Source organism: Citrobacter sp. CK206 (assembly GCF_030333125.1).
Taxonomy (GTDB): Bacteria; Pseudomonadota; Gammaproteobacteria; order Enterobacterales; family Enterobacteriaceae; genus Citrobacter_B; species Citrobacter_B koseri.
Genome location: NZ_JAOWGM010000025.1, coordinates 20692 through 46068, shown reverse-complemented (window position 1 = coordinate 46068; position 25377 = coordinate 20692). Strand labels below are relative to the sequence as shown.

Genomic DNA, 25377 nt, shown 5'->3' with positions numbered 1-25377 from the left:
TTAATAATGAAATTTATGAAGCCTAAATATCTGGCACTTTTTGTGGCAGCAGCGACAAGTCCGGTTTTTGCCGCTGCGCCGGGTACGCCGTCTATTACCAGCGGCAATGATAAATTCGCTATTGTGGAAGTGGATCAGGCTGCGCAGGATTATAACAACCTGGTGAAAGTTCATAACGATGGCGTGGACGTCAAGGTGGAATGGAACGTCTGGAGCGGCGATGCGCCGACCTCCGCGAAAGTGCTGTTGGATGGTAAGACCGTATGGTCTGGCGCAGGTAGCGCTGCCGGTTCTGCGACCTTCAAAGTCAAAAAAGGCGGTCGTTATCAGGAGCAGGTTGAATTATGTAATACCAGCGGGTGTACGAAAAGCGCCAGCAAGCTGATTATTGTGGCGGATACCGACGGTAGCCATCTGCTGCCGCTGAATACCACCATGAAGGAAAACAATAAAACGTTTGCTCAGCATACCGATAAAGTGGTGGGCGCGTACTTCCCGGAATGGGGCGTGTATGGCCGTAATTTCCCGGTAGATAAAATCCCGGCGGCTAACCTGAACCATATCCTGTACGGCTTTATTCCCATTTGCGGCGGTGACGGCATCAATGACAGCCTGAAATCCATCGAGGGCGGCAACAGTTTTGAAGCGCTGAAACGCGCCTGTAATGGCCGACAGGACTATACCGTGGCGATCCACGATCCGTGGGCGGCGCTGCAAAAACCGCAGGCTGGCGTCTCTAACTGGGATGACCCGTATAAAGGCAACTTCGGTCAATTGATGGCGCTGAAAAAAGCGCACCCGGATCTGAAAATCCTGCCATCGGTTGGGGGATGGACGCTTTCCGATCCGTTCTTCCAGATGCATGACAGCGCGATTCGCGCGCGGTTTGTTGCTTCCGTTAAGGATTTCCTGAAGACATGGAAATTCTTCGACGGCGTAGATATTGACTGGGAATTCCCGGGCGGCGGCGGTCAGAATGAAACGCTGGGCAACCCGCAGCAGGATAAAGCGACCTACACGGCACTGATGCACGATCTGCGCACCATGCTTAACGAACTGTCTGCCGAAACCGGTCGGACTTACGAGTTGACCTCCGCTATCGGTTCCGGTCAGGACAAAATCGAAGACGTGGACTACGCCCAGGCGCAGCAGTATATGGATCACATCTTCCTGATGAGCTACGACTTCTACGGCGGCTGGAGCAACACCGATCTGGGGCACCAGGCGGCGCTGCACGGCGCAGAGTGGAAACCGGACACCAAATACACCACGGAAAATGGCGTCAATGCGTTGCTGGCGCAGGGCGTGCAGCCAGGCAAGATCGTGGTGGGCGCGGGGATGTATGGCCGTGGCTGGACTGGCGTGCATGGCTATACCGGCGACAATCCGTTTACCGGTACGGCTACCGGCCCGGTGAAAGGCACCTGGGAGCCGGGCGTGGTTGATTATCGTCAGATTGTTAATGAATACAAAGGCAAACCAGGCTGGGAATACCGTTACGACGCTGCGGCGGAAGCGCCGTATATTTTCAATAAATCCACCGGCGACCTGATTACCTATGAAGACGCCCGCTCTGCGGCGGCGAAAGGTAAATACGTCCTGGCTAACAACCTCGGCGGCCTGTTCTCCTGGTCTATCGACTCTGATAACGGCGACATTCTGAACGCGATGAACGAAAGCTTGCTGGGTGGGGGTTCTACGCCGGTTGAGCCGGTTGTAACCAACCATGCGCCAGTCGCGACCGCAGTTGATCAGGTCGTCACCGGCCCGGCGACGGTCACGCTGGACGGTTCTGCCTCTACCGACCCGGATGGCGATGCGATCACCTATAAGTGGATGCAGATCTCCGGTCCGTCCGTAACGCTGAACAAGAGCACCAGCGCGAAAGCGAACTTTAACGTCGCCGCCGTCTCCAGCAATCAGAATCTGGCGTTCCGTCTGACCGTTACCGATGCGAAAGGTCTGAGTAACGCCATTGACGTTCAGGTCGTGAACAAAGCGCCAAAAGCGAACCAGGCCCCGGTTGTGAATCCGCTGGAAACGGTGTCGCTTGAAGCAGGCGCAACCTACACGCTGAATGCGCAGGCTGCCGATCCTGATGGCGACGCGTTGACCTACGCCTGGAGCGTGCCGGGCGACATGAACGCGACGGGGACAGACACCTCCAGCGTGACCATCACCGCGCCGGAAGTGAGCTCTGCCTCGACTTACACCGTCAGCGTCGTGGTCAGCGATGGTAAAACCAGCGTGCAGTCCAACGTGCAGATTAACGTTACGCCAAAAGCGGCGCCGGTGCCGTCCGACGAAGGGACGACACCGTCTGATGAAGGCACCACACCATCCGATGAGGGGACGACGCCGTCTGATGAAGGCGCGGCAACCGGCGGTTGCGACAGCCCGGTTGATGCCAATGCCAGCCACTACGCGGCATGGGACGCCAGCAAAATCTACAACAATGGCGATACCGTCAGTTTCGATCACCTGGTGTGGAAAGCGAAGTACTGGACGCAGGGCAATCAGCCAGGCTTCGGCGTGGACGCGTGGGAACTGGTCAGCCAGGTGAAATTCAACTGGCGTTCCGATGTGGTTTACAACGGCGGTGAGACTACCACCTATCAGGGGTCTGTATACCGCGCCAAATGGTGGACGCAGGGTGATAAACCCGGCAACAGCGATGTGTGGGTGAAAGAAGGCGCCGCCGCAGACTGTCAATAATCCTCTTACCTTAATAATGCGGATACGTTATCTATCCGCGAAGGGTAGCCGCCCCTGTCTGGGGGCGGCCATCTCTAAAAAATAATGTGCATAACGGACAAGGAGCAGATCACCCCGACAACTGGATGAAAATATGAAACGTTTAATTTTGTTGTTATTGATGTTAAGCCAAAGCGCGTTTGCCAACTGCTGGGACAGAGCCGCAAATTATTATCATGTTGACCCTTATTTATTATTTGCCATTGCGCAAGTCGAGTCTGGCATGAATCCCTATGCGGTAGGCCGAAATCACGACGGGACGAGAGATGTCGGGTTGATGCAAATAAATAGCTCGCATTTTTCAGCGCTGGAACGCCGTGGCATTGATGAGTATCGACTGATACTGGAACCCTGTACATCTATTATGGTCGGCGCGTCGATCTTATCCGATATGATCAAAGTATATGGTTATAACTGGGAGGCGGTAGGCGCATATAACGCCGGGGTTAAAAAAGAGAATTACCCGCAGCGCATGATTTACGCGCATAAAGTCTGGGAAACATACCAGCGTATAAAAATGACCACGCAATATAAATAAATCCAGTCGTTTTTATTTTTTGAAGAATTCCTGCTGGTGTTCTTCGAAAAGTAAAACCCCAGGTTCTGACGTTTGTTTATTCGTGTTGTTAATGGACAACGCAGAATTTGAATTAATCACTATTGTACATAAAGGAAAAATTGAAATGAGCAAAAGGACATTATTGAGTGTACTCATTGCGGGTGCCTGTACGGTGCCGTTTATGGCGCAAGCAAATACATTGCAGGCCAGCAGCAGTGAGCCTTACACCATAAAAGCCAGCGATCTGGCGAAAAAGGAGCAGGAGCTGACAAATTTCCCGTTGATGGCTTCGGTGAAAGAGACGATCCAGACGCTGGATAATGCCCAGGTAGAACTCATTGAACCCGGTCGCGCCGCCAACCCGGAAAACGTCAAACGCGTTGAGGGGATCATCAAAGCCAGCGACTGGGAATATCTTTTCCCGCTGCGTGCTAAAGAATATACCTACAGCAATTTCCTGAAAGCAGTCGGCAAATTTCCGGCGCTGTGTAAGACCTATAACGATGGTCGCGACAGTGATGCGATTTGCCGCAAAGAGCTGGCTACGATGTTCGCCCACTTTGCGCAGGAAACCGGCGGCCATGAGAGCTGGCGTCCAGAGGCCGAATGGCGTCAGGCGCTGGTGTATGTGCGTGAAATGGGCTGGAGCGAAGGGCAGAAAGGCGGCTATAACGGCGAATGTAACCCGAGCGTCTGGCAGGGGCAAACCTGGCCGTGCGGCAAAGACAAAGATGGTGAATTCCTGAGTTACTTTGGCCGCGGTGCGAAACAGTTGTCCTATAACTACAACTACGGGCCGTTCTCCGAAGCGATGTATGGCGACGTTCGCACGCTACTGGATAAACCGGAGCTGGTTGCCGATACCTGGCTGAACCTGGCGAGCGCTATTTTCTTCTTCGCCTACCCGCAGCCGCCGAAACCTAGCATGTTGCAGGTCATCGATGGCACCTGGCAGCCGAACGCGCACGATAAGGCTAACGGTCTGGTGCCCGGCTTTGGCGTCACCACCCAGATTATCAACGGCGGCGTTGAATGCGGCGGCCCGACGGAAATCGCGCAGTCGCAGAATCGTATCAAATACTACAAAGAGTTCGCTAACTACCTGAAAGTACCGGTTCCGGCAGATGAAGTGCTGGGCTGCGCCAACATGAAGCAGTTCGATGAAGGCGGCGCGGGCGCATTGAAGATTTACTGGGAACAAGATTGGGGATGGAGCTCGGATACGCCGGACGGCAAAACCTATGCCTGCCAACTGGTGGGTTATCAGACGCCATTCAGCGCGTTTAAAGAGGGGGATTACACGAAATGTGTACAGCATTTCTACAATGTGAACATCATTAATGATGACGGTTCTTCGACTAAACCGGATGAAGAGCCCGTAACGCCAACACCGGCTGATGATACGCCTGCACCTGCGCCAGTGCCGGATGAAACGCCAGCAGAGCCGACCACCGTTAACCATGCGCCGGTAGCCCATATCGCAGGGCCGATTGGCGCGGTAGATGCGGGGGCGCAGGTCTCTTTGAGCGCGGAGGGGTCGACTGACGAAGACGGCAACAAACTGACCTACACCTGGCGTGCTCAGGATGGTCAGACCGTGTCTGGCGAAGACAAAGCGGTCGTAACCTTCGCCGCGCCGGAAGCGGCGACCGCTCAGCAGTACGAGGTGAGTCTGACCGTCAGTGATGGTGAGCTGAGCAGCACCACCTCTTATCTGCTCAACGTGAAAGCGAAAGCGGCAACGCCATCTCAGGACGACGGCGCTTCGGGTTCGTATCCGGCATGGAGCGCGAACAGCAAGTACAATGCGGGCGATATCGTGAATAACCACGGTAAGCTGTTCCAGTGCAAACCATTCCCGTATAGCGGCTGGTGTAATACGGCGCCGGCCTATTATGAACCCGGCGCGGGTCTGGCATGGTCTGACGCGTGGAGCGCGCTGTAATGACAATATAAAACGACAACGCCTGAAATGCCCGATGGCGAAGGCTTATCGGGCCTGCGGCGGGTGGGTCGTATCTATTGTGCCATCCGGTACAACAACAATCTGACGGCAACCTGATGGTTGCCGTTTTTTGTGTTCACTGTGCGCCGGTCAGCGCGGTAGCTTGCCGTGATCGCGCAGCCAGGCGGCGGTACGCTCAATGCCTTCATCCAGCGTGACGATGGGCTGATAGCCCAGCTCTTCCTGGGCGCGCGTGGTGTCCAGCGTAAAATCGAAATTCAGCTTGGAAACGCCGTAGTGCGTCAGCGTCGGCTCTTTCGCCGATTTATTGCCGAAACGCTCCATGCTGCGGGCGATCATATCCAGCATCGGATACGGAACCGAACGGATTCGGCAATCAATGTTTAATTCATCAATCAGCTTTTGCACAATGCTGCGCAGCGTCCGGTGTTCGCCATTTGTGATGTTATAGACCCGACCAGAAGGCAGCTTGTCACTGCTTTCCTGGCTTGCCAGCCACATCGCGTGGACGGCATTTTCATAATAAGTCATATCCACCAGCGCGCTGCCGCCGTGCGGCAACAGAACGCTGCCGTAGTGGTGCATCATATGCGCCAGACGCGGAATAAAGACTTTATCGTGTGGGCCAAACAGACTTTGCGGGCGCAGGACGGTAAAACGCGTCTGCGGGTTGGCCTGCGCCAGCAGGTTAATCACCTCTTCACCGGCCGCTTTGCTGCGTGCAAATTCATTGGCGAAGCGGTGCGGACGAAAATCCTCTTTGATATCGCGATGGTGGTGATAATCAAAATAGAGTGACGGAGAGGAGATATGAATAAAGTTACGTACGCCCCAGGCGACGGCCCATTCGCCAAGGCGTCGGGTGGCGCGAACGTTCGCCAGATCGAAGGCTTCCTGGGTTCCCCACGGCGAGGTGAAACTGGAGCAGTGCCACAGCGTATCAATGCCTGCGAGCATCACTTTTGCCTGCGAAGAGACCAGCTCGGTCAAATCCGCATGGACAAATTCCGCTCCCATTTTTTGCAGCAGCTTGCCCATCGCTTCATTGCGACCGGTAGCTCTGACGCTGATGCCTTTATTGCGCAAAAACTCAACCGCGTTTCGACCTAAGCCGCTGGTGGCGCCGGTAACCAGTACCTTCATATCAATCCACTGTGGTTAATAGAACTTCGTGCGCATTCTTCCGTGAATTACGTCGGTATGCAATGGGAAACATGAAAGAATACAGTATGTTTTTATGATTAATCTGTGATTTGTTCTGCAAGCCGGGCGATTCGCTTTGCCATGCCCCGGAAAATAAAGAGATGCGCCGGGATCATCAGCAGCCAGTAGAAAAGGCCGGGCATCCCGTGCGGGTGCCACCAGGCGCGCACGTCAATTTGCCGGTGATCGCCTTTATCTTCAAGGGTAAAGCTCAAACGGCCAAGGCCCGGCGCTTTCATGCCAAACAGTAAGGTCAGCTGCTTTTCCGGCTCGACAATGATGACTTTCCAGCTGTCCACCGTGTCGCCGGTCTGAAGAAGCGCGTGTTCAGGTCGGCCTTTTGCCAGTCGATGCCCCACCAGCAGATCCATTGCCGCACGCGTTTTCCAGAGAATATTGCCAAAGAAATAGCCTTCTTTGCCGCCGAGACGGTTGATCACCTGCCACAGGGCTTTCCGGCTGGCGGAGGTTTTAACCGTGAATCCGGCCTGTTTGGCAAAATAGCCATACTCTGGTCGCCAGCGGGCAAATGCCTGGGCGTCGTATCCCCAGTCGCTGGAGTTGACCAGTTTTTCTTCCTCCTTCAGCGTGCGACGCACGGCATCGTCAAAGGTGATAAGCGTCTGGGGAACCAACGTCCGCAGTTCGGTATCATCGGCCAGCAGGTCATGTTTCAGCCCCTGGATCAGCGCTTTTGCCGTGGTCGGCGGAACGGACGTAATGACATTTAAAAACCAGACTGAAATCCAGCGGGTCGGAAAAGGGATGGGGATCAGCAGGCGATGTTTGCCGCTGACGGCCATAAAGTGCTTGAACTGCTCCTGATAGCTTAAGACCTGCGGCCCGGCGGCTTCGAGAACCCGGTGCTCGCAGGCAGGGTGATCCAGCAACGCCACCAGATAGTGCAGCAAATTTTCCAGCGCGATGGGCGTGGTTCGGGAGCGCACCCAGCGAGGTGGCGTCAGCACCGGCAGGTTGTAGACCATATCGCGCATCACTTCGAAGGCGGCTGAACCTGCGCCGACGATAATGCCGGCGCGCAGTTCAGTCACCGGCACGCCGGATTCGCGCAGCGTCTCCGCAGTTAACTGCCGGGCGCGCAAATGGTCAGACTGCTCATGTTTCGGCGCCTGCAACGAACTGAGGAATATGAGCTGTTTGACCGGTACTTCACGCAGCGCATCGCGCACGTTCATCGCAACCTGGCGCTCATGGGCAATAAAATCGCCGCCTTCGCCCATGCCATGCACCAGATAATAGACGGTGTCGACCTCGCGGAGCAGCGCGGGCAGATTATCCGGCCAGTTGAGATCGACTTTATGACAACTGACGTTAGCCAGTTGCTGTTTTTCCAGCCGTTCAATGCGACGTGCCGCCGCCAGAATCTGATGCCCTTGCGCGCTGAGCGCCCGCACCAGATGTTGACCAATGTAACCACTGGCGCCAAGAACCAAAATACGTTGCGGCACGTCCGTCTCCTTAGCGGGTTAAAAAGGTGCGCCAGTGGGCGGCGACTTCAGCAAGCTGTTCACGCGATACGTCCAGATGCGTCACCAGACGCACGATCGGCGACGCGTTGATCAGCACGTCATGTGCCTTCATGTATTCGCCCAGCGCCGCCGCGTTCTCTTCACCAACGCGGACAAACAGCATATTGGTGTCGTGACGCATAACATCCGCGCCGGCTTCACGCAGTTGCTCCGCCATCCAGGCCGCGTTGTCGTGATCGTCCTGTAAACGTGCGACGTTATTCTTCAACGCGTACAGCCCGGCAGCCGCCAGAATACCCGCCTGACGCATACCGCCGCCGGTCATTTTGCGCCAGCGGATGGCGCGCTTAATGTAGTCCTGGTTGCCGACTAACAGTGAGCCTACCGGCGTCCCCAGACCTTTTGACAGGCAAATGGTGAATGAGTCGCAGTATTGGGTAATGTCTTTCAGTTCGCAGCCGTAGGCGACGACCGCGTTAAAAATACGCGCGCCGTCAACGTGTAACGCCAGACCGCGCTCGCGGGTAAATTCCCACGCCTGTTTTAAATATTCGCGCGGCAGCACTTTACCGTTGTGGGTGTTTTCCAGACTGAGTAAGCGAGTGCGGGCAAAATGGATATCATCCGCCTTGATCTTCGCGGCGACCTTATCCAGCGGCAACGTACCGTCTGCGGCGGCATCAATGGGCTGCGGTTGAATGCTGCCCAGCACCGCCGCGCCGCCTGCCTCGTACAGATAGTTATGCGCGCCCTGACCGGCGATATACTCTTCGCCGCGTTCACAGTGGCTGAGCAGAGCGACCAGGTTAGCCTGAGTGCCGGTGGGTAAAAAAATCGCCGCGTCTTTGCCGGAAAGCTCAGCGGCGTATTGCTGGAGGGCGTTGACGGTTGGGTCATCTCCGTACACGTCGTCCCCGACCGGGGCGGCCATCATCTCTTCGAGCATGGCACGACTTGGCCGGGTAACGGTATCACTACGTAAATCGATCATTGCACATCCCTATAGTTTAAAAGGCGATGTGCATTGTTTTACCTTAGCCAGTTGGTTTTCGCCAGTTCGATCACTTCATCACCGCGCCCGCTGATGATCGCGCGCAGCATATACAGGCTAAACCCTTTGGCCTGCTCCAGTTTTATTTGCGGCGGAATGGCCAGTTCTTCTTTCGCCACGACCACATCGACCAGTACCGGACCGTCGATAGACAGCGCGCGTTGCAGCGCCTCGTCGACGTCGGCGGCTTTTTCAACGCGGAGCCCTGTAATGCCGCAGGCTTCAGCAATGCGGGCGAAGTTCGTGTCGTGCAGTTCGGTGCCGTCGGTGAGGTAGCCGCCCGCTTTCATCTCCATTGCCACAAAGCCCAGCACGCTGTTGTTGAAAACAACAATTTTTACCGGCAGCTTCATCTGTACGACAGAGAGGAAATCGCCCATCAGCATACTGAATCCCCCGTCGCCGCACATGGCGATCACCTGACGACCCGGTTCGGTGGCCTGGGCGCCTAACGCCTGCGGCATGGCATTGGCCATTGAACCGTGGTTAAACGATCCCAGCAGACGGCGCTTACCGTTCATTTTCAGATAACGCGCCGCCCATACGGTCGGCGTGCCGACGTCGCAGGTAAAGATGGCGTCATCTGCGGCGAAACGGCTGATCTGCTGCGCCAGATATTGCGGGTGAATCGCTTTCTCGCTCGGTTTGGCTAAATCATCCAGCCCTTTGCGCGCGTCGCGATAGTGCTCCAGCGCTTTATCAAGGAATTTACGATCGGTTTTTTCTTCCAGCATCGGCAATAACGCGGCGAGCGTGGAGTGAATATCGCCGACCAGCGCCATATCGACTTTACTGTGCGCGCCAATGCTTGCCGGGTTGATATCGATTTGAATGATTTTGGCGTCGGTCGGGTAAAAGGCGCGATAGGGAAACTGGGTGCCGAGCAGGATCAGGGTGTCAGCATTCATCATCGTATGGAAACCGGATGAGAAGCCGATCAATCCCGTCATGCCCACATCGTAAGGGTTGTCGTACTCCACATGCTCTTTGCCGCGCAGCGCATGAACAATTGGCGCTTTAATTTTGGCGGCGAATTCCACCAGCTCTTTATGCGCGCCCGCGCAGCCGCTGCCGCACATCAGGGCGATATTGCTGGAGTAACGTAATAGCTGTGCCAGTTTTTTCAGCTCTTCTTCGGCCGGGGTCACGATCGGCAGCGGGGCATGATACCAGTGGGTGCTGGCGCTTTCCGGCGCCGGTTTCAGCGCAACGTCGCCCGGCAGCACCACGACGGAGACGCCACGGTTAAGCACCGCTTTACGCATGGCGATCGCCAGTACCTGCGGAATCTGCTCCGGGGTGGAAACCAGCTCGCAATAGTGGCTGCATTCGCGAAACAGCTCTTGTGGGTGGGTCTCCTGAAAGTAGCCGCTGCCGATTTCGCTGGAAGGAATGTGGGCGGCGATAGCCAGAACCGGGACGTGATTACGGTGGCAATCGAACAGACCGTTAATCAAATGCAGGTTGCCAGGCCCGCATGAACCCGCGCACACCGCCAGTTCACCGGTGAGTTGCGCTTCCGCGCCAGCGGCAAAGGCGGCGACCTCTTCATGGCGCGTCGACATCCAGTCAATCGTCCCCATCCGGTTCAGGCTGTCGCTCAGGCCGTTCAGGGAGTCGCCCGTCACGCCCCAGATACGTTTCACGCCAGCCTGTTCAAGTGTTTTTGCAATGTAAGCGGCAACGGTTTGTTTCATGGTTTTCCATCTCCTGTAATGTGATACCGGTTACAAGTTTAGATGAAGATAATCGTTACGCTTTGTCATCCCCCCTTATTTTCAGCAGCTATATTTCAACCGACAGAACGCGTAATTTAATGGCAAACCAGCCGGAACCAGGAGTCAATTCAGATGGTTACAACGTTATTAAATGCAGTGAACCGTATGCTGACGCATGAAGATTTTGGCAAGTTTCTGTTACGCCTCGCAGTAGGGGGGCTGATGCTGTTTCACGGCCTGCATAAACTGTTCGACGGTATTGATGGCATTAGCAATATGCTGATTGCAAAAGGATTGCCCGGGTTTATCGCCTATGGCGTGCTGGTGGGCGAGGTGATTGCGCCTTGCCTGATTGTGCTGGGTATTCTTACGCGTCCTGCCGCGCTGGTGCTGGCATTGACGATGGTGGTGGCGTGGTTAATGGTCGGCACCGGGAAAACCTGGCAACTGGATGCCGTCGGCGCATGGGCGATAGAGAGTTTAGTTTATTTCTTTATTGGCGCGCTGGCGGTGGCGTTTCTGGGGGCGGGGCGGTTCTCTGTTGCGGGAAATTCGGCCTGGCGGTGAGGAATTGCCGGATGGCGGCGTAAATGCCTTACCCGGCCTGCCGAAAAATGGCAGGCCGGGTAAGCGAAGCGTCATCCGGCAATGAGAGCTTATGCCAGAACTAAATCGCCCTGCGGATGGCAGGAGCAGGCCAGTACATAACCGTCGGCGATTTCCGCATCGGTCAGCGTCATGGTGCTGCTGACCGTATATTCACCGGAAACCACTTTGGTTTTGCAGCAGCCGCATACGCCAGCACGACATGCCACAGTCACCGGAACTTTATTGCTTTCCAGCGCGTCCAGCAGCGTGGTGCCGACAGGCGCGTAAAACTCCTGCGCCGGTTGCAGTTTGGTGAACTTCAGACCCTCCGTTGCCGCTTCGGCAACTGGTGTAAAGAACTTCTCTTTAAAGAAGCGCGTTACGCCGAGCGCTTTCACTTCCTGCTCAACCATGTCCATATACGGCGCCGGGCCGCAGGTCATGACGGTGCGCGATGCCAGGTCCGGCACGTTTTTCAGTAATTCAGTGGTCAGGCGACCCGCCACGAAACCGTGGGTCGCATTGTTCTCCGCCACCAGCGTGACCGGGTACTGACGCCATTCCTCAGCGAAAATCACATCCTGCGGCGAACGCACGTTGAAGATCACCTGCACATCTGCCTGCGGGCGGTATTTTGCCAGCCAGCGACGCATCGACATAATTGGCGTGACGCCGCAACCGGCCGCCAGCATCAGGAACTTGTCTTCGGCTTTGTCTTCACAGATAAAGTCGCCCATCGCATCGGACAGCCAGATATAGTCGCCGCGTTTCACCTCGCGGGTTAACCACTGTGAACCTGCGCCTTCATCAATGCGACGGATCGTCAGCGTAATGTACTCGCTCACGCCCGGCGTGGACGAAATGGTGTAGGCCCGCAGCGTATCCGCAGAGTTGCGAACGCTGACCAGCGCATACTGACCGGCACGGTACGGATAGTGATCGTGACACAGTAATGAGAGAGTCCACACATCCGGGGTTTCCTGATGGATGTGATGTACCTGCATCCGCCACGGACACTGAGTGGTTGGCATCGTCATTCTAAAACTCCTTACGCGCTCAACAGTTGCTGCATATCTTCTTCAACGGTGGTGACCTGACGCAGGCCAAATTTCTCGTTGAGGACAGCCAGCAGATCCGGGGTGAAGAAACCTGGCGCAGTCGGCCCGGTCACGATGTTTTTCACGCCCAGAGACAACAGCGTCAGCAGGATGACGATCGCTTTCTGTTCGAACCAGGAGAGCACCAGAGACAGCGGCAGGTCGTTCACGCCACAGCCCAGTTTTTCTGCCAGCGTGACGGCCAGAATGATGGCGGAGTAAGCGTCGTTACACTGACCAGCGTCAACCAGACGCGGCAGACCTTCGATGTCGCCGAATTCCAGTTTGTTGAAGCGGTATTTACCACAGGCCAGCGTCAGAATCAGGCAGTCATCCGGTACGCTGGTCGCGAAATCGGTGAAGTAGTTACGTTCGCCACGCGCGCCGTCACAGCCGCCCACCAGGAAGATGTGACGCAGTTTTTCGCGGCTGACCAGGTCGATCAGGCTGTCTGCTGCGCCCAGCAGCGTCTGGCGACCGAAACCAACGGTGATCAGATGCGGGATTTCGCTGTACGGGAAGCCTGCCATCTGCTGCGCCTGAGCGATAACCGGAGAGAAATCTTCGCCTTCCAGGTGGTTTACGCCCGGCCAACCGACGATGCTGCGCGTCCAGATACGGTCGTCATACGCGCCAACGGTCGGGTCAATGATGCAGTTAGAGGTCATCACGATAGGGCCAGGGAAGCGGGCGAATTCAACCTGCTGGTTCTGCCAGCCGCTGCCGTAGTTACCGACCAGGTGTTTGAATTTACGCAGTTCCGGGTAACCGTGCGCGGGCAGCATTTCACCGTGGGTATAGACGTTCACGCCAGTCCCTTCGGTCTGCTCCAGCAGGTTGTACAGATCTTTCAGGTCGTGACCGGAGATCAGGATGCACTTACCTTCAACCGCTTTCACGTTAACCTGAGTCGGGGTCGGGTGGCCGTATTTGGTGGTTTCACCGGCATCCAGGATGCTCATCACTTTGAAGTTCATCTGGCCGATTTCCATAGAACATTCCAGCAGAGCGTTCATATCGGAAGGCCAGGTGCCCAGCCACGCCATGATTTTGTGGTACTGCGCGTAGATGTCGTTGTCATACTGACCCAGAACGTGGGCGTGCTCCATATACGCTGCCGCACCTTTCAGACCATACAGGCAAAGCAGACGCAGGCCGAGGATGTTCTCGCCAATAGCGGCTTTGTCTTTGTTCGGGGTGAACTCGGCAGCCTGACGTTGCAAATCGCCTAGATCGTCGCTGACCAGTTGCAGGTCGGCCATCGGGTTGTTTACCGTGGCGCTTGCATCGATGTTCTGGCACTGCGCTTTCAGCGATTCGCGCAGGGCGATCGCTTCACGGGCATAGCCGACGATACGCGGAGAGTCGAAGTTAACGTTGGTCAGAGTGGAGAAAAATGCACGCGGGGCAAAGTTGTCAACGTCATGATCGATGATGCCATATTCACGGGCTTTAGCAGCCCATGCAGACAGACCTTGCAGGGACGCAATCAGCAGATCCTGGAGATCGGACGTTTCCGCTGTTTTACCGCACATACCCTGCGCGTAGGAGCAGCCGTTCCCCGCCGGAGTACGGATGGTTTGTTCACATTGCACACAAAACATGGTCACACCTTTTTTAAAGTTATATTTAATATACATGTTTAAGGTTATGCCTGCGCGCAAAGGGATAAAAGTGATTTCTTACATAATTTACAGGGAGATTGATTTAGCGCAATTTTGGCGGCAGGGTTCTACCGCCAGGGAGGTATCAGGCTGAGAAAAAGGCCATCAGGATTGGCACCAGCAGGCTGAGGATAAAACCGTGAACGATGGCGGCAGGCACCATCTCCAGACCGCCTGTACGCTGAAGTACCGGCAACGTGAAGTCCATCGACGTGGCGCCGCATAACCCTAACGCGGTGGAGCGACTGCGACGAACCAGACCGGGGATCAGCATAATCGCTATCAGCTCGCGCGCCAGATCGTTAAAGAAAGCGGCGCTGCCAATTACCGGGCCGAACGATTCGGTCAATAAAATGCCGGACAGGGAATACCAGCCGAAACCTGATGCCATTGCCAGCGCGGTTTTGATCGGCAGGCCGAGAATGAGCGCATTGATGACTCCGCCGAGCATAGAGCTGGCGACCACCACCACGGCGACAATCATCCCCCGGCGATTCAGCACAATCTGTTTTAAGGTCATGCCATTGTTTCGCAACTGGATGCCGATCAGGAATAATAAGAAGATCAGCGTATATTCGCTGGCTTCCGTAGCGTGTTTGAGAAATGCCAGCCCGCTGAGGCCAAGCAGAAAACCCAGCACCACGACGCCGCATAATTTAAGTGACTCAAGCGCCATCGCGATACGTGAAGGTAATTTCTCCTGCTGGTGGTTGTGTCGCCACGGTAGCGAACGTTCCAGCCAGAATAATGCCGCGATGTTGCACAGCAAAATAACGGTAATACTGACAGCGGAATAATGAAAAATAGCGAGCAAATTACTGGCGAGATTATCCAGGAACGCCAGGCTGATCCCCATAAAAAAGAGAATGACGTAGACAATCCAGCTTAACAGCCGGTTGATCAGTTTTAATGCGGCCTGATGCTGAAGTGGAATGAGGTAGCCCACAATCAGTGGAACCAAAATGATTAAAAGTCCTGAAAACATGAACAACCGGGTCCTTTATATGCGAGACAGCGCAATGACACTACCCAATAAAGGCGGTCAGGTAAAGGAGCAAAAAAAAGCCGGGTGGCGCTAACGCTTACCCGGCCTGCTTATTGTACTGTACCGCAGGTCGGGTAAGGCGTAGTCGCCACCCGACACCACGGACTTCACTCAATTAATCGCGTTTTTCAAGCAGCGTGCGGTACAGCACGCCACCCAGAATACCGCCGATAATCGGCATCACCCAGAACAGCCACAGTTGTTGTAATGCCCAACCGCCCTGGAAGATCGCAACCGCGGTGCTGCGCGCCGGGTTCACAGAGGTGTTGGTGACCGGAATACTGATCAGGTGAATCAGGGTTAACGCCAGACCAATGGCGATTGGGGCAAAACCTGCCGGGGCATGTTTGTCCGTCGCGCCATGAATGACCAGCAGGAAACCGGCGGTCAGCACGATTTCAATGACGATGGCGGAAAGCATGGAATAACCGCCAGGGGAATGTTCGCCGTAACCGTTAGAGGCGAAACCGCTGGCAGCGGCATCAAAGCCTGCTTTACCGCTGGCAATCAGATACAGCACCGCCGCGGCAATAATACCGCCGACAACCTGAGCGATAATATAGCCAATGACCTCTTTTGCCGGAAAACGACCGCCAGCCCATAAACCTAATGTCACTGCCGGGTTAAAATGTCCGCCGGAAATATGACCTACGGCGAATGCCATTGTCAGTACGGTCAGACCAAAAGCCAGCGCGACACCCGCAAAACCAATTCCCAGTTCAGGGAATGCCGCAGCCAGAACGGCGCTTCCGCAGCCACCGAAAACGAGCCAGAATGTACCGAAACATTCGGCTGCTAATTTTCTAAACATAACCACCTCAAATAATAAAATTAACCACATTGAATATGCGGCTGTTTTTTTATCGTCATAAAAGGGTGACGACATAATGCAGGAAACTATATTTTAAGAACGAACGTCACCCAATCACCAGTTAAAAAAATTCAGTTAGTTTGATTTAGGGCAATGTGGTGTGAATCCTTGTTCTGATTTGTCTTAATAAAGAGTGTAGTGCACGGACTTAATGCTGCAATTATCACGCCATGCAACGGATTTTGTCGTTATACTGCGGAAAGGATAAGTTGTTCATTTCTGGAGGATACATGATTCTCGAACGCGTTGAGATTGTGGGTTTTCGCGGGATCAATCGATTATCGTTGATGCTGGAGCAAAACAACGTGCTGATTGGGGAGAACGCGTGGGGGAAATCCAGCCTGCTGGATGCCTTAACTCTGCTGCTGTCGCCAGAATCGGAACTGTATCATTTCATCCGCGAGGATTTCTGGTTTCCCCCCGGAGATATTCAGGGACGTGAACATCATCTGCATATTATCCTCACTTTCCGTGAATCTCAGCCTGGCCGCCATCGGGTGCGTCGATACCGCCCGCTGGAGGCATGCTGGTCTCCTTGTCAGGATGGTTTTCACCGTATTTTCTACCGCCTGGAGGGGGAGAGCGCGGCAGATGGCAGCGTGATGACGCTGCGCAGCTTCCTTGATGGCGACGGCCACCCGCTACCGATCGATGATATTAATCGCCAGGCACACCATCTCATTCGTTTGATGCCGGTACTGCGCCTGCGCGATGCGCGCTTTATGCGACGCATCCGTAACGGTACGGTGCCCGATGTTCCCGATGTTGAAGTTACCGCCTGCCAGCTGGACTTTCTGGCGCGAGAACTGGCGACCCGTCCGCAGAATTTAACGGACGGGCAGATCCGCCAGGGGCTTTCGGCGATGGTACAGCTGCTGGAGCATTACTTTTCCGAGCAAGGCGCGGGGCAATCCCGTCATCGGTTGATGCGTCGCCGTTCGAACAACGAACAGCGTAGCTGGCGCTATCTGGACATTATTAACCGGATGATCGACAAACCCGGCGGCCGCACGCATCGCGTGATCCTGCTGGGGCTGTTCTCCACGCTGTTACAGGCAAAAGGGACGCTGCGGCTGGATAAAGATGCCCGACCATTATTATTGGTTGAAGACCCGGAAACGCGTCTGCATCCGATTATGCTGTCGGTGGCATGGCAGTTGTTGAATCTTTTACCGCTGCAACGTGTGGCAACGACTAATTCCGGCGAGCTGCTGTCGCTGACGCCTGTGGAGCACGTTGTCCGTCTGGTGCGTGAATCTTCACGGGTCGCGGCCTGGCGACTGGGGCCTGGCGGGCTGAGCGCGGAAGATGGTCGCCGCATCGCCTTTCATATTCGTTTTAACCGGGCCTCGTCGCTGTTTTCCCGCTGCTGGCTGCTGGTGGAAGGCGAAACGGAAACCTGGGTTATCAACGAACTGGCGCGCCAGTGTGGGCACCACTTCGATGCCGAAGGGATTAAAGTGATCGAATTCGCCCAGTCAGGCCTGAGACCGCTGGTAAAATTCGCCCGCCGGATGGGAATTGAGTGGCATGTGCTGGTGGATGGCGACGAAGCCGGGAAAAAATATGCCGCAACGGTGCGCGGTTTGCTGAATAACGACCGGGAAGAAGAGCGTGAGCACCTGACGGCATTGCCTGCTCTGGATATGGAACATTTTATGTATCGGTCAGGATTTGCTGATGTCTTTCATCGGGTGGCGCAAATACCGGAAAACGTTCCAATGAATATGCGGAAAATTATCTCGAAGGCGATCCACCGCTCGTCAAAGCCTGATTTAGCCATTGAAGTGGCGATGGAGGCAGGGCGACGCGGCGTTGACGCGGTGCCGACGCTGTTCAAAAAAATGTTCTCCCGCGTACTCTGGCTGGCGCGCGGGAGAGCGGATTAACGGCGAAACAGCCGCGACATCTGTGGCGGAATGCAGTCCAGCAATGGATAGCGACGGCGATATTCGGCGCGTTTTTCAGTGTTTGTTTATTTACCGTTAAGGTTTATCTTCCCACTCTGGTGGATATCTCGGGGAATGTTGGATCGTTATGAAGCTCAAGGGAAAAATGAAAAAGCGCTATATTCTCATCGCCCTCATTATCATCGTGGCGATGTTTACGCTCTGGCGAACGTTAAATGCGCCGCTACCCCACTATCAAACGCTGATTGTCCGTCCGGGCGACCTCCAGCAGAGCGTGCTGGCGACGGGGAAACTGGATGCGCTGCGCAAAGTGGATGTCGGGGCGCAGGTCAGCGGCCAGCTTAAAACGTTGTCGGTCGCAATTGGCGACAAGGTGAAAAAAGATCAGCTGCTTGGCGTTATCGATCCTGAACAGGCGGAAAACCAGATCAAAGAGGTGGAAGCCACGCTGATGGAATTACGCGCTCAGCGCCGACAGGCTGAAGCCGAGTGGAAACTGGCGCGCGTCACCCTGTCACGCCAGCAACAGCTGGCGAAAACCCAGGCGATTTCGCGACAGGAACTGGATACGGCCGCGACGGAAATGGCCGTCAAACAGGCGCAAATCGGCACGATTGACGCGCAGATTAAGCGTAATCAGGCTTCTCTTGATACGGCAAAAACCAACCTGGATTACACCCGCATTGTCGCCCCGATGGCAGGCGAGGTGACGCAAATTACCACCTTGCAGGGACAGACGGTGATTGCCGCTCAACAGGCGCCAAATATCCTGACGCTGGCGGATATGAGCACCATGCTGGTGAAGGCGCAGGTTTCCGAAGCGGACGTTATTCACCTGCGTCCCGGACAAAAAGCCTGGTTTACCGTGCTGGGCGACCCTCAGACCCGCTATGAAGGCGCGCTGAAAGATGTCCTGCCCACGCCTGAAAAAGTGAACGACGCTATTTTCTATTACGCGCGTTTTGAAGTTCCTAACCCGAAAGGGATTTTGCGCCTGGACATGACCGCACAGGTGCATATTCAGCTCACGGACATTAAAAACGTGTTGACGATTCCGCTGGCGGCGCTTGGCGACCCGGTCGGCAACAACCGCTACAAAGTCACGCTGTTGCGTAACGGCGAAACCCGTGAACGCGAGGTGTCGATTGGCGCGCGTAACGATACCGACGTGGAGATCGTCAAGGGACTGGAAGAGGGCGATGAGGTGGTGATCAGCGAGAGCAAACCTGGAGCCGCGCAATGACGGCATTGCTTGAGCTGAGCAATATTCGCCGTAGTTATCCGTCAGGTGAAGAACAGGTCGAGGTGCTGAAGGGCATCTCCCTGCAAATTCATGCCGGAGAGATGGTAGCGATTGTCGGCGCGTCCGGTTCCGGTAAATCGACCCTGATGAATATCCTCGGCTGTCTGGATAAACCTACCAGCGGCACCTATCGGATTGCGGGGCGGGATGTCTCCACGCTCGACAGCGACGCGCTGGCGCAACTTCGCCGCGAACATTTTGGTTTTATCTTCCAGCGTTATCATTTGCTCTCACATCTGACGGCGGCGCAAAACGTTGAGGTGCCCGCCGTTTATGCCGGTACGGAGCGCAAACGGCGGCTGGAGCGGGCCGAAGAGTTGCTGCAACGGCTGGGGCTGGGCGATCGGGTGGATTATCAGCCTTCGCAGCTCTCCGGCGGGCAACAGCAGCGGGTGAGTATTGCGCGCGCGCTGATGAACGGCGGGCAGGTGATCCTCGCCGATGAACCGACCGGGGCGCTCGACAGCCATTCCGGCGATGAAGTGATGGCGATTCTGCATCAACTGCGCGATCGGGGGCATACGGTCATTATCGTGACCCACGACCCGCAGGTTGCCGCTCAGGCCGAACGGGTGATTGAAATCCACGATGGCGAGATCGTGCGTAATCCGCCGTCGCAGAAAACGCAAGCGGGGCAAGGCATTGCGGAGCCCGTCGTCAAAACGGCCTCTGGCTGGAGCCAGTTTGTCAGCGGATTTCGTGAGGCGCTCACGATGGCGTGGCTGGCGATGGCCGCCAATAAAATGCGCACCTTACTCACCATGCTGGGGATTATTATCGGGATTGCGTCGGTGGTGTCGATCGTGGTGGTCGGCGATGCGGCAAAACAGATGGTACTGGCGGATATTCGCGCCATTGGCACCAATACTATCGATATTTACCCCGGTAAAGACTTCGGCGACGACGATCCGCAATATCAGCAGGCGCTGAAATATGACGATTTGAACGCGATTCAGAAGCAGCCGTGGGTAACGTCCGCGACGCCTGCCGTATCGCAAAATCTGCGGCTTCGCTATGGCAACATCGACGTGGCCGCCAGCGCCAATGGCGTCAGCGGCGACTATTTTAACGTCTACGGCATGACCTTTAGCGAGGGGAACACGTTCAACAGAGAGCAGTTGAATGGCCGGGCACAGGTGGTGGTGCTCGACAGCAACACGCGGCGTCAACTTTTCCCCAATAAAGCGAAAGTGGTGGGCGAAGTGATCCTGGTCGGCAATATGCCTGCAACGGTGATCGGCGTGGCCGAAGAGAAACAGTCTATGTTCGGCAGCAGTAAGATCCTCCGCGTCTGGCTGCCGTACAGCACGATGTCCGGGCGGGTGATGGGGCAGTCATGGCTGAACTCCATCACCGTTCGGGTGAAAGAGGGATTTGACAGCGCGCAGGCTGAGCAGCAGCTTACCCGCCTGCTGACGCTGCGCCACGGGAAGAAGGATTTCTTTACCTGGAATATGGACGGCGTCTTGAAAACCGCCGAAAAGACCACACGTACTCTTCAACTGTTCCTGACGCTGGTTGCGGTGATCTCACTGGTGGTAGGGGGGATCGGCGTAATGAACATTATGTTGGTTTCCGTCACTGAACGAACCCGGGAGATTGGCATCCGTATGGCGGTAGGCGCGCGCGCCAGCGATGTGCTGCAACAGTTCTTAATTGAAGCGGTGCTGGTGTGTCTGGTCGGCGGCGCGTTGGGGATCGGGCTGTCGATGCTGATCGCCTTTACGCTACAGATGTTTTTACCCGGCTGGGAAATTGGCTTCTCGCCCGTCGCGCTCCTGACGGCGTTCTTGTGCTCGACGTTTACCGGGATACTGTTTGGCTGGTTGCCCGCACGTAATGCTGCACGACTCGATCCGGTAGATGCGCTGGCGCGGGAGTGAATCTTGCCGGATGTTTGTAGGCCGGGTAAGGCGCGTCAGCGTCGCTATTCGGCAAAAAGCAATGGCGCAGAAATAAAAATGCCAGCCGATCGGGCTGGCATTTTGACTGCGGGATGTACACAATGAGACAGAAGAGCTATGCAACGGCTTCTGCTTCGATGGGCACGATGACACTGGCATGATTGCCTTTTGGCCCCTGGTGGACATCAAACCGGACAGACTGCCCGGCTTTAAGCGTTCTGTAACCATCCATTTGAATGGTGGAGTAATGGGCGAAAATATCTTCGCCGCCGCCTTCAGGGCAGATGAAACCAAACCCTTTGGCATTGTTGAACCACTTTACAGTACCCGTTTCCATGCTTCGACATCCTTCGTAAATCTTATATAAGTAAGATGGAATGAACCGGTGGCGGAGTGGGGGCTGTTCAAAACCTCGCCAACTCTCGAAACTACAATTTAGAGAAATCAGGCGGGGCGTCAAGCGCCAGGCGGGGTGGATGGGGTAAAAATGAATCAAAAATTTGAAGCAGTTAACGCTATTGCCGGTAATGTGACAGATGTCGCGGATGACAGAGATAGATGATAGTTATCTATTAATTGGGGTAGATTGATTGCGTGCATAGGCTCTTGTCAGCGGCAGTACGTTCTGCCGGTAACCGTAACCGAAGATGACGACTGACAATGGGTAAGACGAACGATTGGCTGGATTTTGACCAGCTGGCGGAAGATAAGGTGCGCGACGCGCTAAAACCGCCATCTATGTATAAAGTGATATTAGTCAATGATGATTACACTCCAATGGAGTTTGTTATTGACGTGTTACAAAAATTCTTTTCTTATGATGTAGAACGTGCAACGCAACTGATGCTTGCGGTTCACTATCAAGGTAAAGCTATCTGCGGCGTATTTACCGCCGAGGTTGCGGAGACCAAAGTGGCGATGGTGAACAAGTATGCGAGGGAGAACGAGCATCCGTTGCTGTGTACGCTGGAAAAAGCCTGAATGCAGGCGTAAAAATTGGGGGAGGTGCCTATGCTCAATCAAGAACTGGAACTCAGTTTAAACATGGCTTTCGCCAGAGCGCGCGAGCACCGACATGAGTTTATGACCGTCGAGCACTTGTTACTGGCGTTGCTCAGTAACCCATCGGCCCGCGAAGCGCTGGAAGCGTGCTCCGTGGATTTGGTGGCGCTCCGTCAGGAACTTGAAGCCTTCATTGAACAAACCACACCCGTACTGCCTGCCAGCGAAGAAGAGCGCGACACACAGCCGACGTTGAGTTTTCAGCGCGTGCTGCAACGTGCGGTCTTTCACGTTCAGTCCTCCGGGCGCAGTGAGGTAACTGGCGCGAATGTGCTGGTGGCTATCTTCAGCGAACAGGAATCCCAGGCGGCTTATCTGCTGCGTAAGCATGAAGTCAGCCGCCTCGACGTGGTGAACTTTATTTCTCATGGGACGCGAAAGGACGAGCCGAGTCAGTCTTCTGACCCCGGCAATCAGCCAAATAGCGAAGAACAAGTTGGCGGGGAGGAACGTATGGAGAACTTCACGACTAACCTTAACCAGCTTGCTCGCGTGGGCGGAATCGATCCGCTGATTGGTCGTGAAAAAGAGCTGGAGCGTGCCATTCAGGTGCTGTGTCGCCGCCGGAAAAATAACCCGCTGCTGGTGGGTGAGTCCGGCGTCGGTAAGACGGCGATTGCCGAAGGTCTGGCCTGGCGTATTGTCCAGGGCGATGTGCCGGAAGTGATGGCGGATTGCACCCTCTACTCGCTGGATATCGGCTCGCTGCTGGCGGGCACCAAGTATCGCGGCGATTTCGAAAAACGTTTTAAAGCGCTGCTCAAACAGCTGGAACAGGACACCAACAGCATCCTGTTTATTGATGAGATCCACACCATTATCGGTGCGGGTGCGGCGTCGGGCGGCCAGGTGGATGCCGCAAACCTGATTAAACCGCTGCTCTCCAGCGGTAAGATCCGCGTGATTGGTTCCACGACGTATCAGGAATTCAGCAACATTTTCGAGAAAGACCGCGCGTTAGCGCGTCGCTTCCAGAAAATTGATATCACTGAGCCGTCCGTGGATGAGACTGTGCAGATCATCAACGGTCTGAAACCGAAGTACGAAGCGCACCACGATGTTCGCTACACGGCGAAAGCGGTGCGTGCGGCGGTAGAGCTGGCGGTGAAATACATCAACGACCGTCATCTGCCGGATAAGGCGATTGACGTCATCGACGAAGCCGGTGCGCGTGCTCGTCTGATGCCGGTCAGCAAGCGCAAGAAAACCGTCAACGTGGCGGATATTGAGTCCGTGGTGGCGCGCATTGCGCGTATTCCTGAGAAAAGCGTCTCGCAGAGCGATCGCGATACGCTGAAAAACCTCGGCGACCGCCTGAAAATGCTGGTCTTCGGGCAGGATAAGGCAATTGAAGCGCTGACCGAAGCGATCAAAATGAGCCGTGCGGGTCTCGGTCATGAACATAAACCTGTCGGTTCGTTCCTGTTCGCGGGGCCTACCGGGGTAGGGAAAACCGAGGTAACGGTACAGCTCTCCAAAGCGCTGGGTATTGAGCTGCTGCGGTTTGATATGTCCGAGTATATGGAACGCCACACCGTAAGCCGCCTGATCGGCGCGCCTCCGGGATATGTCGGTTTCGACCAGGGTGGTCTGCTGACCGATGCGGTTATCAAACATCCGCATGCGGTTCTGCTGCTGGATGAAATTGAGAAGGCGCATCCAGATGTCTTTAACCTGCTGTTGCAGGTGATGGACAACGGCACGCTGACGGACAACAACGGGCGTAAAGCGGATTTCCGCAACGTGGTGCTGGTGATGACCACTAACGCCGGTGTGCGTGAAACTGAGCGTAAATCGATTGGCCTCATCCATCAGGACAACAGTACGGACGCGATGGGTGAAATCAAGAAAGTGTTTACGCCGGAGTTCCGTAACCGTCTCGACAACATTATCTGGTTCGATCACCTGTCTACTGAAGTGATCCATCAGGTTGTTGATAAGTTTATCGTCGAGTTGCAGGTTCAGCTGGATCAGAAAGGCGTCTCCCTGGAAGTGAGTCAGGAAGCGCGTGACTGGCTGGCAGAGAAAGGCTATGACCGCGCGATGGGCGCACGTCCAATGACGCGCGTCGTCCAGGACAACCTGAAAAAACCGCTGGCAAACGAGCTGCTGTTCGGCTCGCTGGTTGGCGGCGGCCAGGTGACCGTTGCGCTGGATAAAGAGAAAAATGAGCTGACGTATGGCTTCCAGAGTGCGCAAAAGCACAAACCGGAAGCCGCGCATTAATCTCGTAGCCGGTAAAATCTGAACGCCAGTCGCGTTCAGATAAACTCGCTAAAATCCGTAATCTCTTTTGAGGTTACGGATTTTTTTTGCCGTCATGCCCCGGATACCTGAAAACCCTTTTTTTGAGTGTTTTTTTAACGCTATGATTTTTATGTGTTTATATTTTTCTTTATTAACACCATGATAGCGACGAACAGCTTCAGTTCACTGCCGTACAGGCAGCTTAAAAAAGCGTTACAGGAACTTGAGGCCGGTTCATGGCGTAAGGGGCTGAATGATTATTGCCAGTGTATGGCGATAACGCCTGTTCCGGCTGTAAAAGGCTGGCGCACGGTGAGTCGGGTGCAGGTGAAAAGCAGTCCACAACGGTTATTGCGGCGTTCCGTCAGGAAGGGATGGTTAACGGAAGAGCAGGCGCAACTGCGCCTGGTGGAGTCAACCGAACAGCATAGCGATTTGCCTTACCTGAACGTTAAGAGCTTGTCGAATCAGCAACAATTTCGGGTGTTTATTCGCCACGGTGAACTGCGTTCTGAACCTGTTAGCGGGACATTCACAAGCTATGGATTAAGTTCTACGGCGACCATTCCCTGGTTCTGAGAAGCCTGATGGCGCTTCGCTTATCAGGCCTACAGAGCGCCACTCGTAGGCCGGATAAGGCGCGAGCGCCGCCATCCGGCAATGTGCAATAGGCGAAAAAAAAGCCCGTACTTTCGTACGAACTCTTTTTCTGAATATGGCGGTGAGGGGGGGATTCGAACCCCCGATACGTTGCCGTATACACACTTTCCAGGCGTGCTCCTTCAGCCACTCGGACACCTCACCATATTGTATTGCTGCCTGACCGCTTGGGGGGCAACGGGGCGCTACTATAGGGAGTTGCGCCAAAACGGTCAAGCAGAATTTACGCTTTAATTATCGTTTGGTTACGCAATGAACATATTCCCTGCCCTGGGGGAGCAGGGA

General features: G+C 55.0%; 19 protein-coding genes, 1 tRNA gene and 1 pseudogene. 11 read left to right on the top strand and 10 right to left on the bottom strand.

Annotation, left to right across the window (positions count from 1 at the left end; translation table 11 throughout):
• Positions 1-6: 6 nt before the first annotated feature.
• From OGX81_RS09775 to OGX81_RS09765, 3 genes are all read left to right on the top strand, one after another.
• Positions 7-2715 (top strand): glycosyl hydrolase family 18 protein, encoded by a 2709-nt coding sequence (locus tag OGX81_RS09775; protein ID WP_104868853.1) that lies wholly within the window; start codon positions 7-9, stop codon positions 2713-2715.
• A gap of 133 nt (positions 2716-2848) precedes the next feature.
• Positions 2849-3292 (top strand): type III secretion system invasion protein IagB, encoded by a 444-nt coding sequence (gene iagB, locus OGX81_RS09770; RefSeq protein WP_104868852.1) that lies wholly within the window; start codon positions 2849-2851, stop codon positions 3290-3292.
• Positions 3293-3437: 145 nt separating this feature from the next.
• Positions 3438-5258, top strand: coding sequence for a glycoside hydrolase family 19 protein (locus OGX81_RS09765; protein WP_104869149.1), 1821 nt, complete (start codon positions 3438-3440; stop codon positions 5256-5258).
• 150 nt (positions 5259-5408) lie between these two features.
• On the opposite strand, the gene OGX81_RS09760 is transcribed toward OGX81_RS09765, so the two are convergent.
• From OGX81_RS09760 to poxB, 4 genes are all read right to left on the bottom strand, one after another.
• The gene (locus OGX81_RS09760) at positions 5409-6422 is read right to left on the bottom strand and encodes a 3-beta-hydroxysteroid dehydrogenase (RefSeq protein ID WP_012133064.1); all 1014 of its coding nucleotides are present in this window, start codon (positions 6420-6422) and stop codon (positions 5409-5411) included.
• 98 nt (positions 6423-6520) lie between these two features.
• Positions 6521-7951, bottom strand: a complete 1431-nt coding sequence (locus OGX81_RS09755) for an SDR family oxidoreductase (protein WP_104868851.1) — start codon at positions 7949-7951, stop codon at positions 6521-6523.
• 10 nt (positions 7952-7961) lie between these two features.
• The gene (gene ltaE, locus OGX81_RS09750) at positions 7962-8963 is read right to left on the bottom strand and encodes a low-specificity L-threonine aldolase (RefSeq protein ID WP_104868850.1); all 1002 of its coding nucleotides are present in this window, start codon (positions 8961-8963) and stop codon (positions 7962-7964) included.
• A 38-nt stretch (positions 8964-9001) separates the two neighbouring features.
• Positions 9002-10720 carry a ubiquinone-dependent pyruvate dehydrogenase gene (gene poxB, locus OGX81_RS09745; protein WP_104868849.1) on the bottom strand — a complete coding sequence of 573 codons (1719 nt, stop codon included), beginning with the start codon at positions 10718-10720 and terminating at the stop codon, positions 9002-9004.
• 153 nt (positions 10721-10873) lie between these two features.
• On the opposite strand from poxB, the gene OGX81_RS09740 reads away from it, so the two are divergent.
• Positions 10874-11308, top strand: a complete 435-nt coding sequence (locus tag OGX81_RS09740) for a DoxX family protein (RefSeq protein ID WP_024130489.1) — start codon at positions 10874-10876, stop codon at positions 11306-11308.
• 89 nt (positions 11309-11397) lie between these two features.
• Here OGX81_RS09740 and hcr read toward each other — a convergent pair whose 3' ends face one another.
• The 4 genes from hcr to aqpZ all read right to left on the bottom strand — a co-directional run bounded on the left by hcr (position 11398) and on the right by aqpZ (position 15946).
• On the bottom strand, positions 11398-12366 hold the full coding sequence (gene hcr, locus OGX81_RS09735; RefSeq protein WP_024130488.1) for an NADH oxidoreductase: 969 nt from the start codon (positions 12364-12366) through the stop codon (positions 11398-11400).
• 11 nt (positions 12367-12377) lie between these two features.
• Positions 12378-14030, bottom strand: a complete 1653-nt coding sequence (hcp, locus tag OGX81_RS09730; RefSeq protein ID WP_024130487.1) for a hydroxylamine reductase — start codon at positions 14028-14030, stop codon at positions 12378-12380.
• A gap of 145 nt (positions 14031-14175) precedes the next feature.
• Positions 14176-15075 (bottom strand): LysO family transporter, encoded by a 900-nt coding sequence (locus tag OGX81_RS09725; protein WP_012133055.1) that lies wholly within the window; start codon positions 15073-15075, stop codon positions 14176-14178.
• Between the two features lie 175 nt (positions 15076-15250).
• Positions 15251-15946 carry an aquaporin Z gene (aqpZ, locus tag OGX81_RS09720; RefSeq protein ID WP_024130486.1) on the bottom strand — a complete coding sequence of 232 codons (696 nt, stop codon included), beginning with the start codon at positions 15944-15946 and terminating at the stop codon, positions 15251-15253.
• A 290-nt stretch (positions 15947-16236) separates the two neighbouring features.
• On the opposite strand from aqpZ, the gene OGX81_RS09715 reads away from it, so the two are divergent.
• From OGX81_RS09715 to macB, 3 genes are all read left to right on the top strand, one after another.
• Complete coding sequence (locus OGX81_RS09715; RefSeq protein WP_049009763.1) at positions 16237-17895, top strand: ATP-dependent endonuclease; 1659 nt, start codon at positions 16237-16239, stop codon at positions 17893-17895.
• Between the two features lie 166 nt (positions 17896-18061).
• Positions 18062-19159, top strand: coding sequence for a macrolide transporter subunit MacA (gene macA / locus OGX81_RS09710; RefSeq protein WP_370662145.1), 1098 nt, complete (start codon positions 18062-18064; stop codon positions 19157-19159).
• On the top strand, positions 19156-21102 hold the full coding sequence (gene macB, locus OGX81_RS09705) for a macrolide ABC transporter ATP-binding protein/permease MacB (protein ID WP_047457825.1): 1947 nt from the start codon (positions 19156-19158) through the stop codon (positions 21100-21102). Before macA ends, macB begins: the two co-directional genes overlap by 4 nt.
• 136 nt (positions 21103-21238) lie before the next feature.
• On the opposite strand, the gene cspD is transcribed toward macB, so the two are convergent.
• On the bottom strand, positions 21239-21460 hold the full coding sequence (cspD, locus tag OGX81_RS09700) for a cold shock-like protein CspD (protein ID WP_000447499.1): 222 nt from the start codon (positions 21458-21460) through the stop codon (positions 21239-21241).
• Positions 21461-21610: 150 nt separating this feature from the next.
• Between cspD and OGX81_RS09695 the strand changes: the two genes are divergently transcribed.
• From OGX81_RS09695 to cas6f, 4 genes and pseudogenes are all read left to right on the top strand, one after another.
• On the top strand, positions 21611-21685 hold the full coding sequence (locus tag OGX81_RS09695) for a hypothetical protein (protein WP_213164981.1): 75 nt from the start codon (positions 21611-21613) through the stop codon (positions 21683-21685).
• 98 nt (positions 21686-21783) lie between these two features.
• Positions 21784-22104, top strand: a complete 321-nt coding sequence (gene clpS / locus OGX81_RS09690; protein WP_012133050.1) for an ATP-dependent Clp protease adapter ClpS — start codon at positions 21784-21786, stop codon at positions 22102-22104.
• 30 nt (positions 22105-22134) lie between these two features.
• Positions 22135-24411, top strand: coding sequence for an ATP-dependent Clp protease ATP-binding subunit ClpA (gene clpA / locus OGX81_RS09685; protein WP_012133049.1), 2277 nt, complete (start codon positions 22135-22137; stop codon positions 24409-24411).
• Between the two features lie 231 nt (positions 24412-24642).
• Positions 24643-25011, top strand: a pseudogene (cas6f, locus tag OGX81_RS09680) (type I-F CRISPR-associated endoribonuclease Cas6/Csy4); the annotation flags it as partial.
• Positions 25012-25148: 137 nt separating this feature from the next.
• Here cas6f and OGX81_RS09675 read toward each other — a convergent pair.
• A tRNA-Ser gene (locus tag OGX81_RS09675) sits at positions 25149-25236 on the bottom strand.
• Positions 25237-25377 lie beyond the last annotated feature (141 nt).

Bases quoted from the DNA above. Each gene is read 5' to 3' on its own strand.
- poxB (WP_104868849.1), bottom strand. From the start codon at position 10,720: ATGAAACAAACCGTTGCCGCTTACATTGCAAAAACACTTGAACAGGCT.
- cspD (WP_000447499.1), bottom strand. From the start codon at position 21,460: ATGGAAACGGGTACTGTAAAGTGGTTCAACAATGCCAAAGGGTTTGGT.
- macB (WP_047457825.1), top strand. From the start codon at position 19,156: ATGACGGCATTGCTTGAGCTGAGCAATATTCGCCGTAGTTATCCGTCA.
- OGX81_RS09740 (WP_024130489.1), top strand. From the start codon at position 10,874: ATGGTTACAACGTTATTAAATGCAGTGAACCGTATGCTGACGCATGAA.
- aqpZ (WP_024130486.1), bottom strand. From the start codon at position 15,946: ATGTTTAGAAAATTAGCAGCCGAATGTTTCGGTACATTCTGGCTCGTT.
- OGX81_RS09725 (WP_012133055.1), bottom strand. From the start codon at position 15,075: ATGTTTTCAGGACTTTTAATCATTTTGGTTCCACTGATTGTGGGCTAC.
- ltaE (WP_104868850.1), bottom strand. From the start codon at position 8,963: ATGATCGATTTACGTAGTGATACCGTTACCCGGCCAAGTCGTGCCATG.
- OGX81_RS09765 (WP_104869149.1), top strand. From the start codon at position 3,438: ATGAGCAAAAGGACATTATTGAGTGTACTCATTGCGGGTGCCTGTACG.
- OGX81_RS09775 (WP_104868853.1), top strand. From the start codon at position 7: ATGAAATTTATGAAGCCTAAATATCTGGCACTTTTTGTGGCAGCAGCG.
- OGX81_RS09760 (WP_012133064.1), bottom strand. From the start codon at position 6,422: ATGAAGGTACTGGTTACCGGCGCCACCAGCGGCTTAGGTCGAAACGCG.
- iagB (WP_104868852.1), top strand. From the start codon at position 2,849: ATGAAACGTTTAATTTTGTTGTTATTGATGTTAAGCCAAAGCGCGTTT.
- hcp (WP_024130487.1), bottom strand. From the start codon at position 14,030: ATGTTTTGTGTGCAATGTGAACAAACCATCCGTACTCCGGCGGGGAAC.
- clpA (WP_012133049.1), top strand. From the start codon at position 22,135: ATGCTCAATCAAGAACTGGAACTCAGTTTAAACATGGCTTTCGCCAGA.
- OGX81_RS09715 (WP_049009763.1), top strand. From the start codon at position 16,237: ATGATTCTCGAACGCGTTGAGATTGTGGGTTTTCGCGGGATCAATCGA.
- hcr (WP_024130488.1), bottom strand. From the start codon at position 12,366: ATGACGATGCCAACCACTCAGTGTCCGTGGCGGATGCAGGTACATCAC.
- clpS (WP_012133050.1), top strand. From the start codon at position 21,784: ATGGGTAAGACGAACGATTGGCTGGATTTTGACCAGCTGGCGGAAGAT.
- macA (WP_370662145.1), top strand. From the start codon at position 18,062: ATGAAAAAGCGCTATATTCTCATCGCCCTCATTATCATCGTGGCGATG.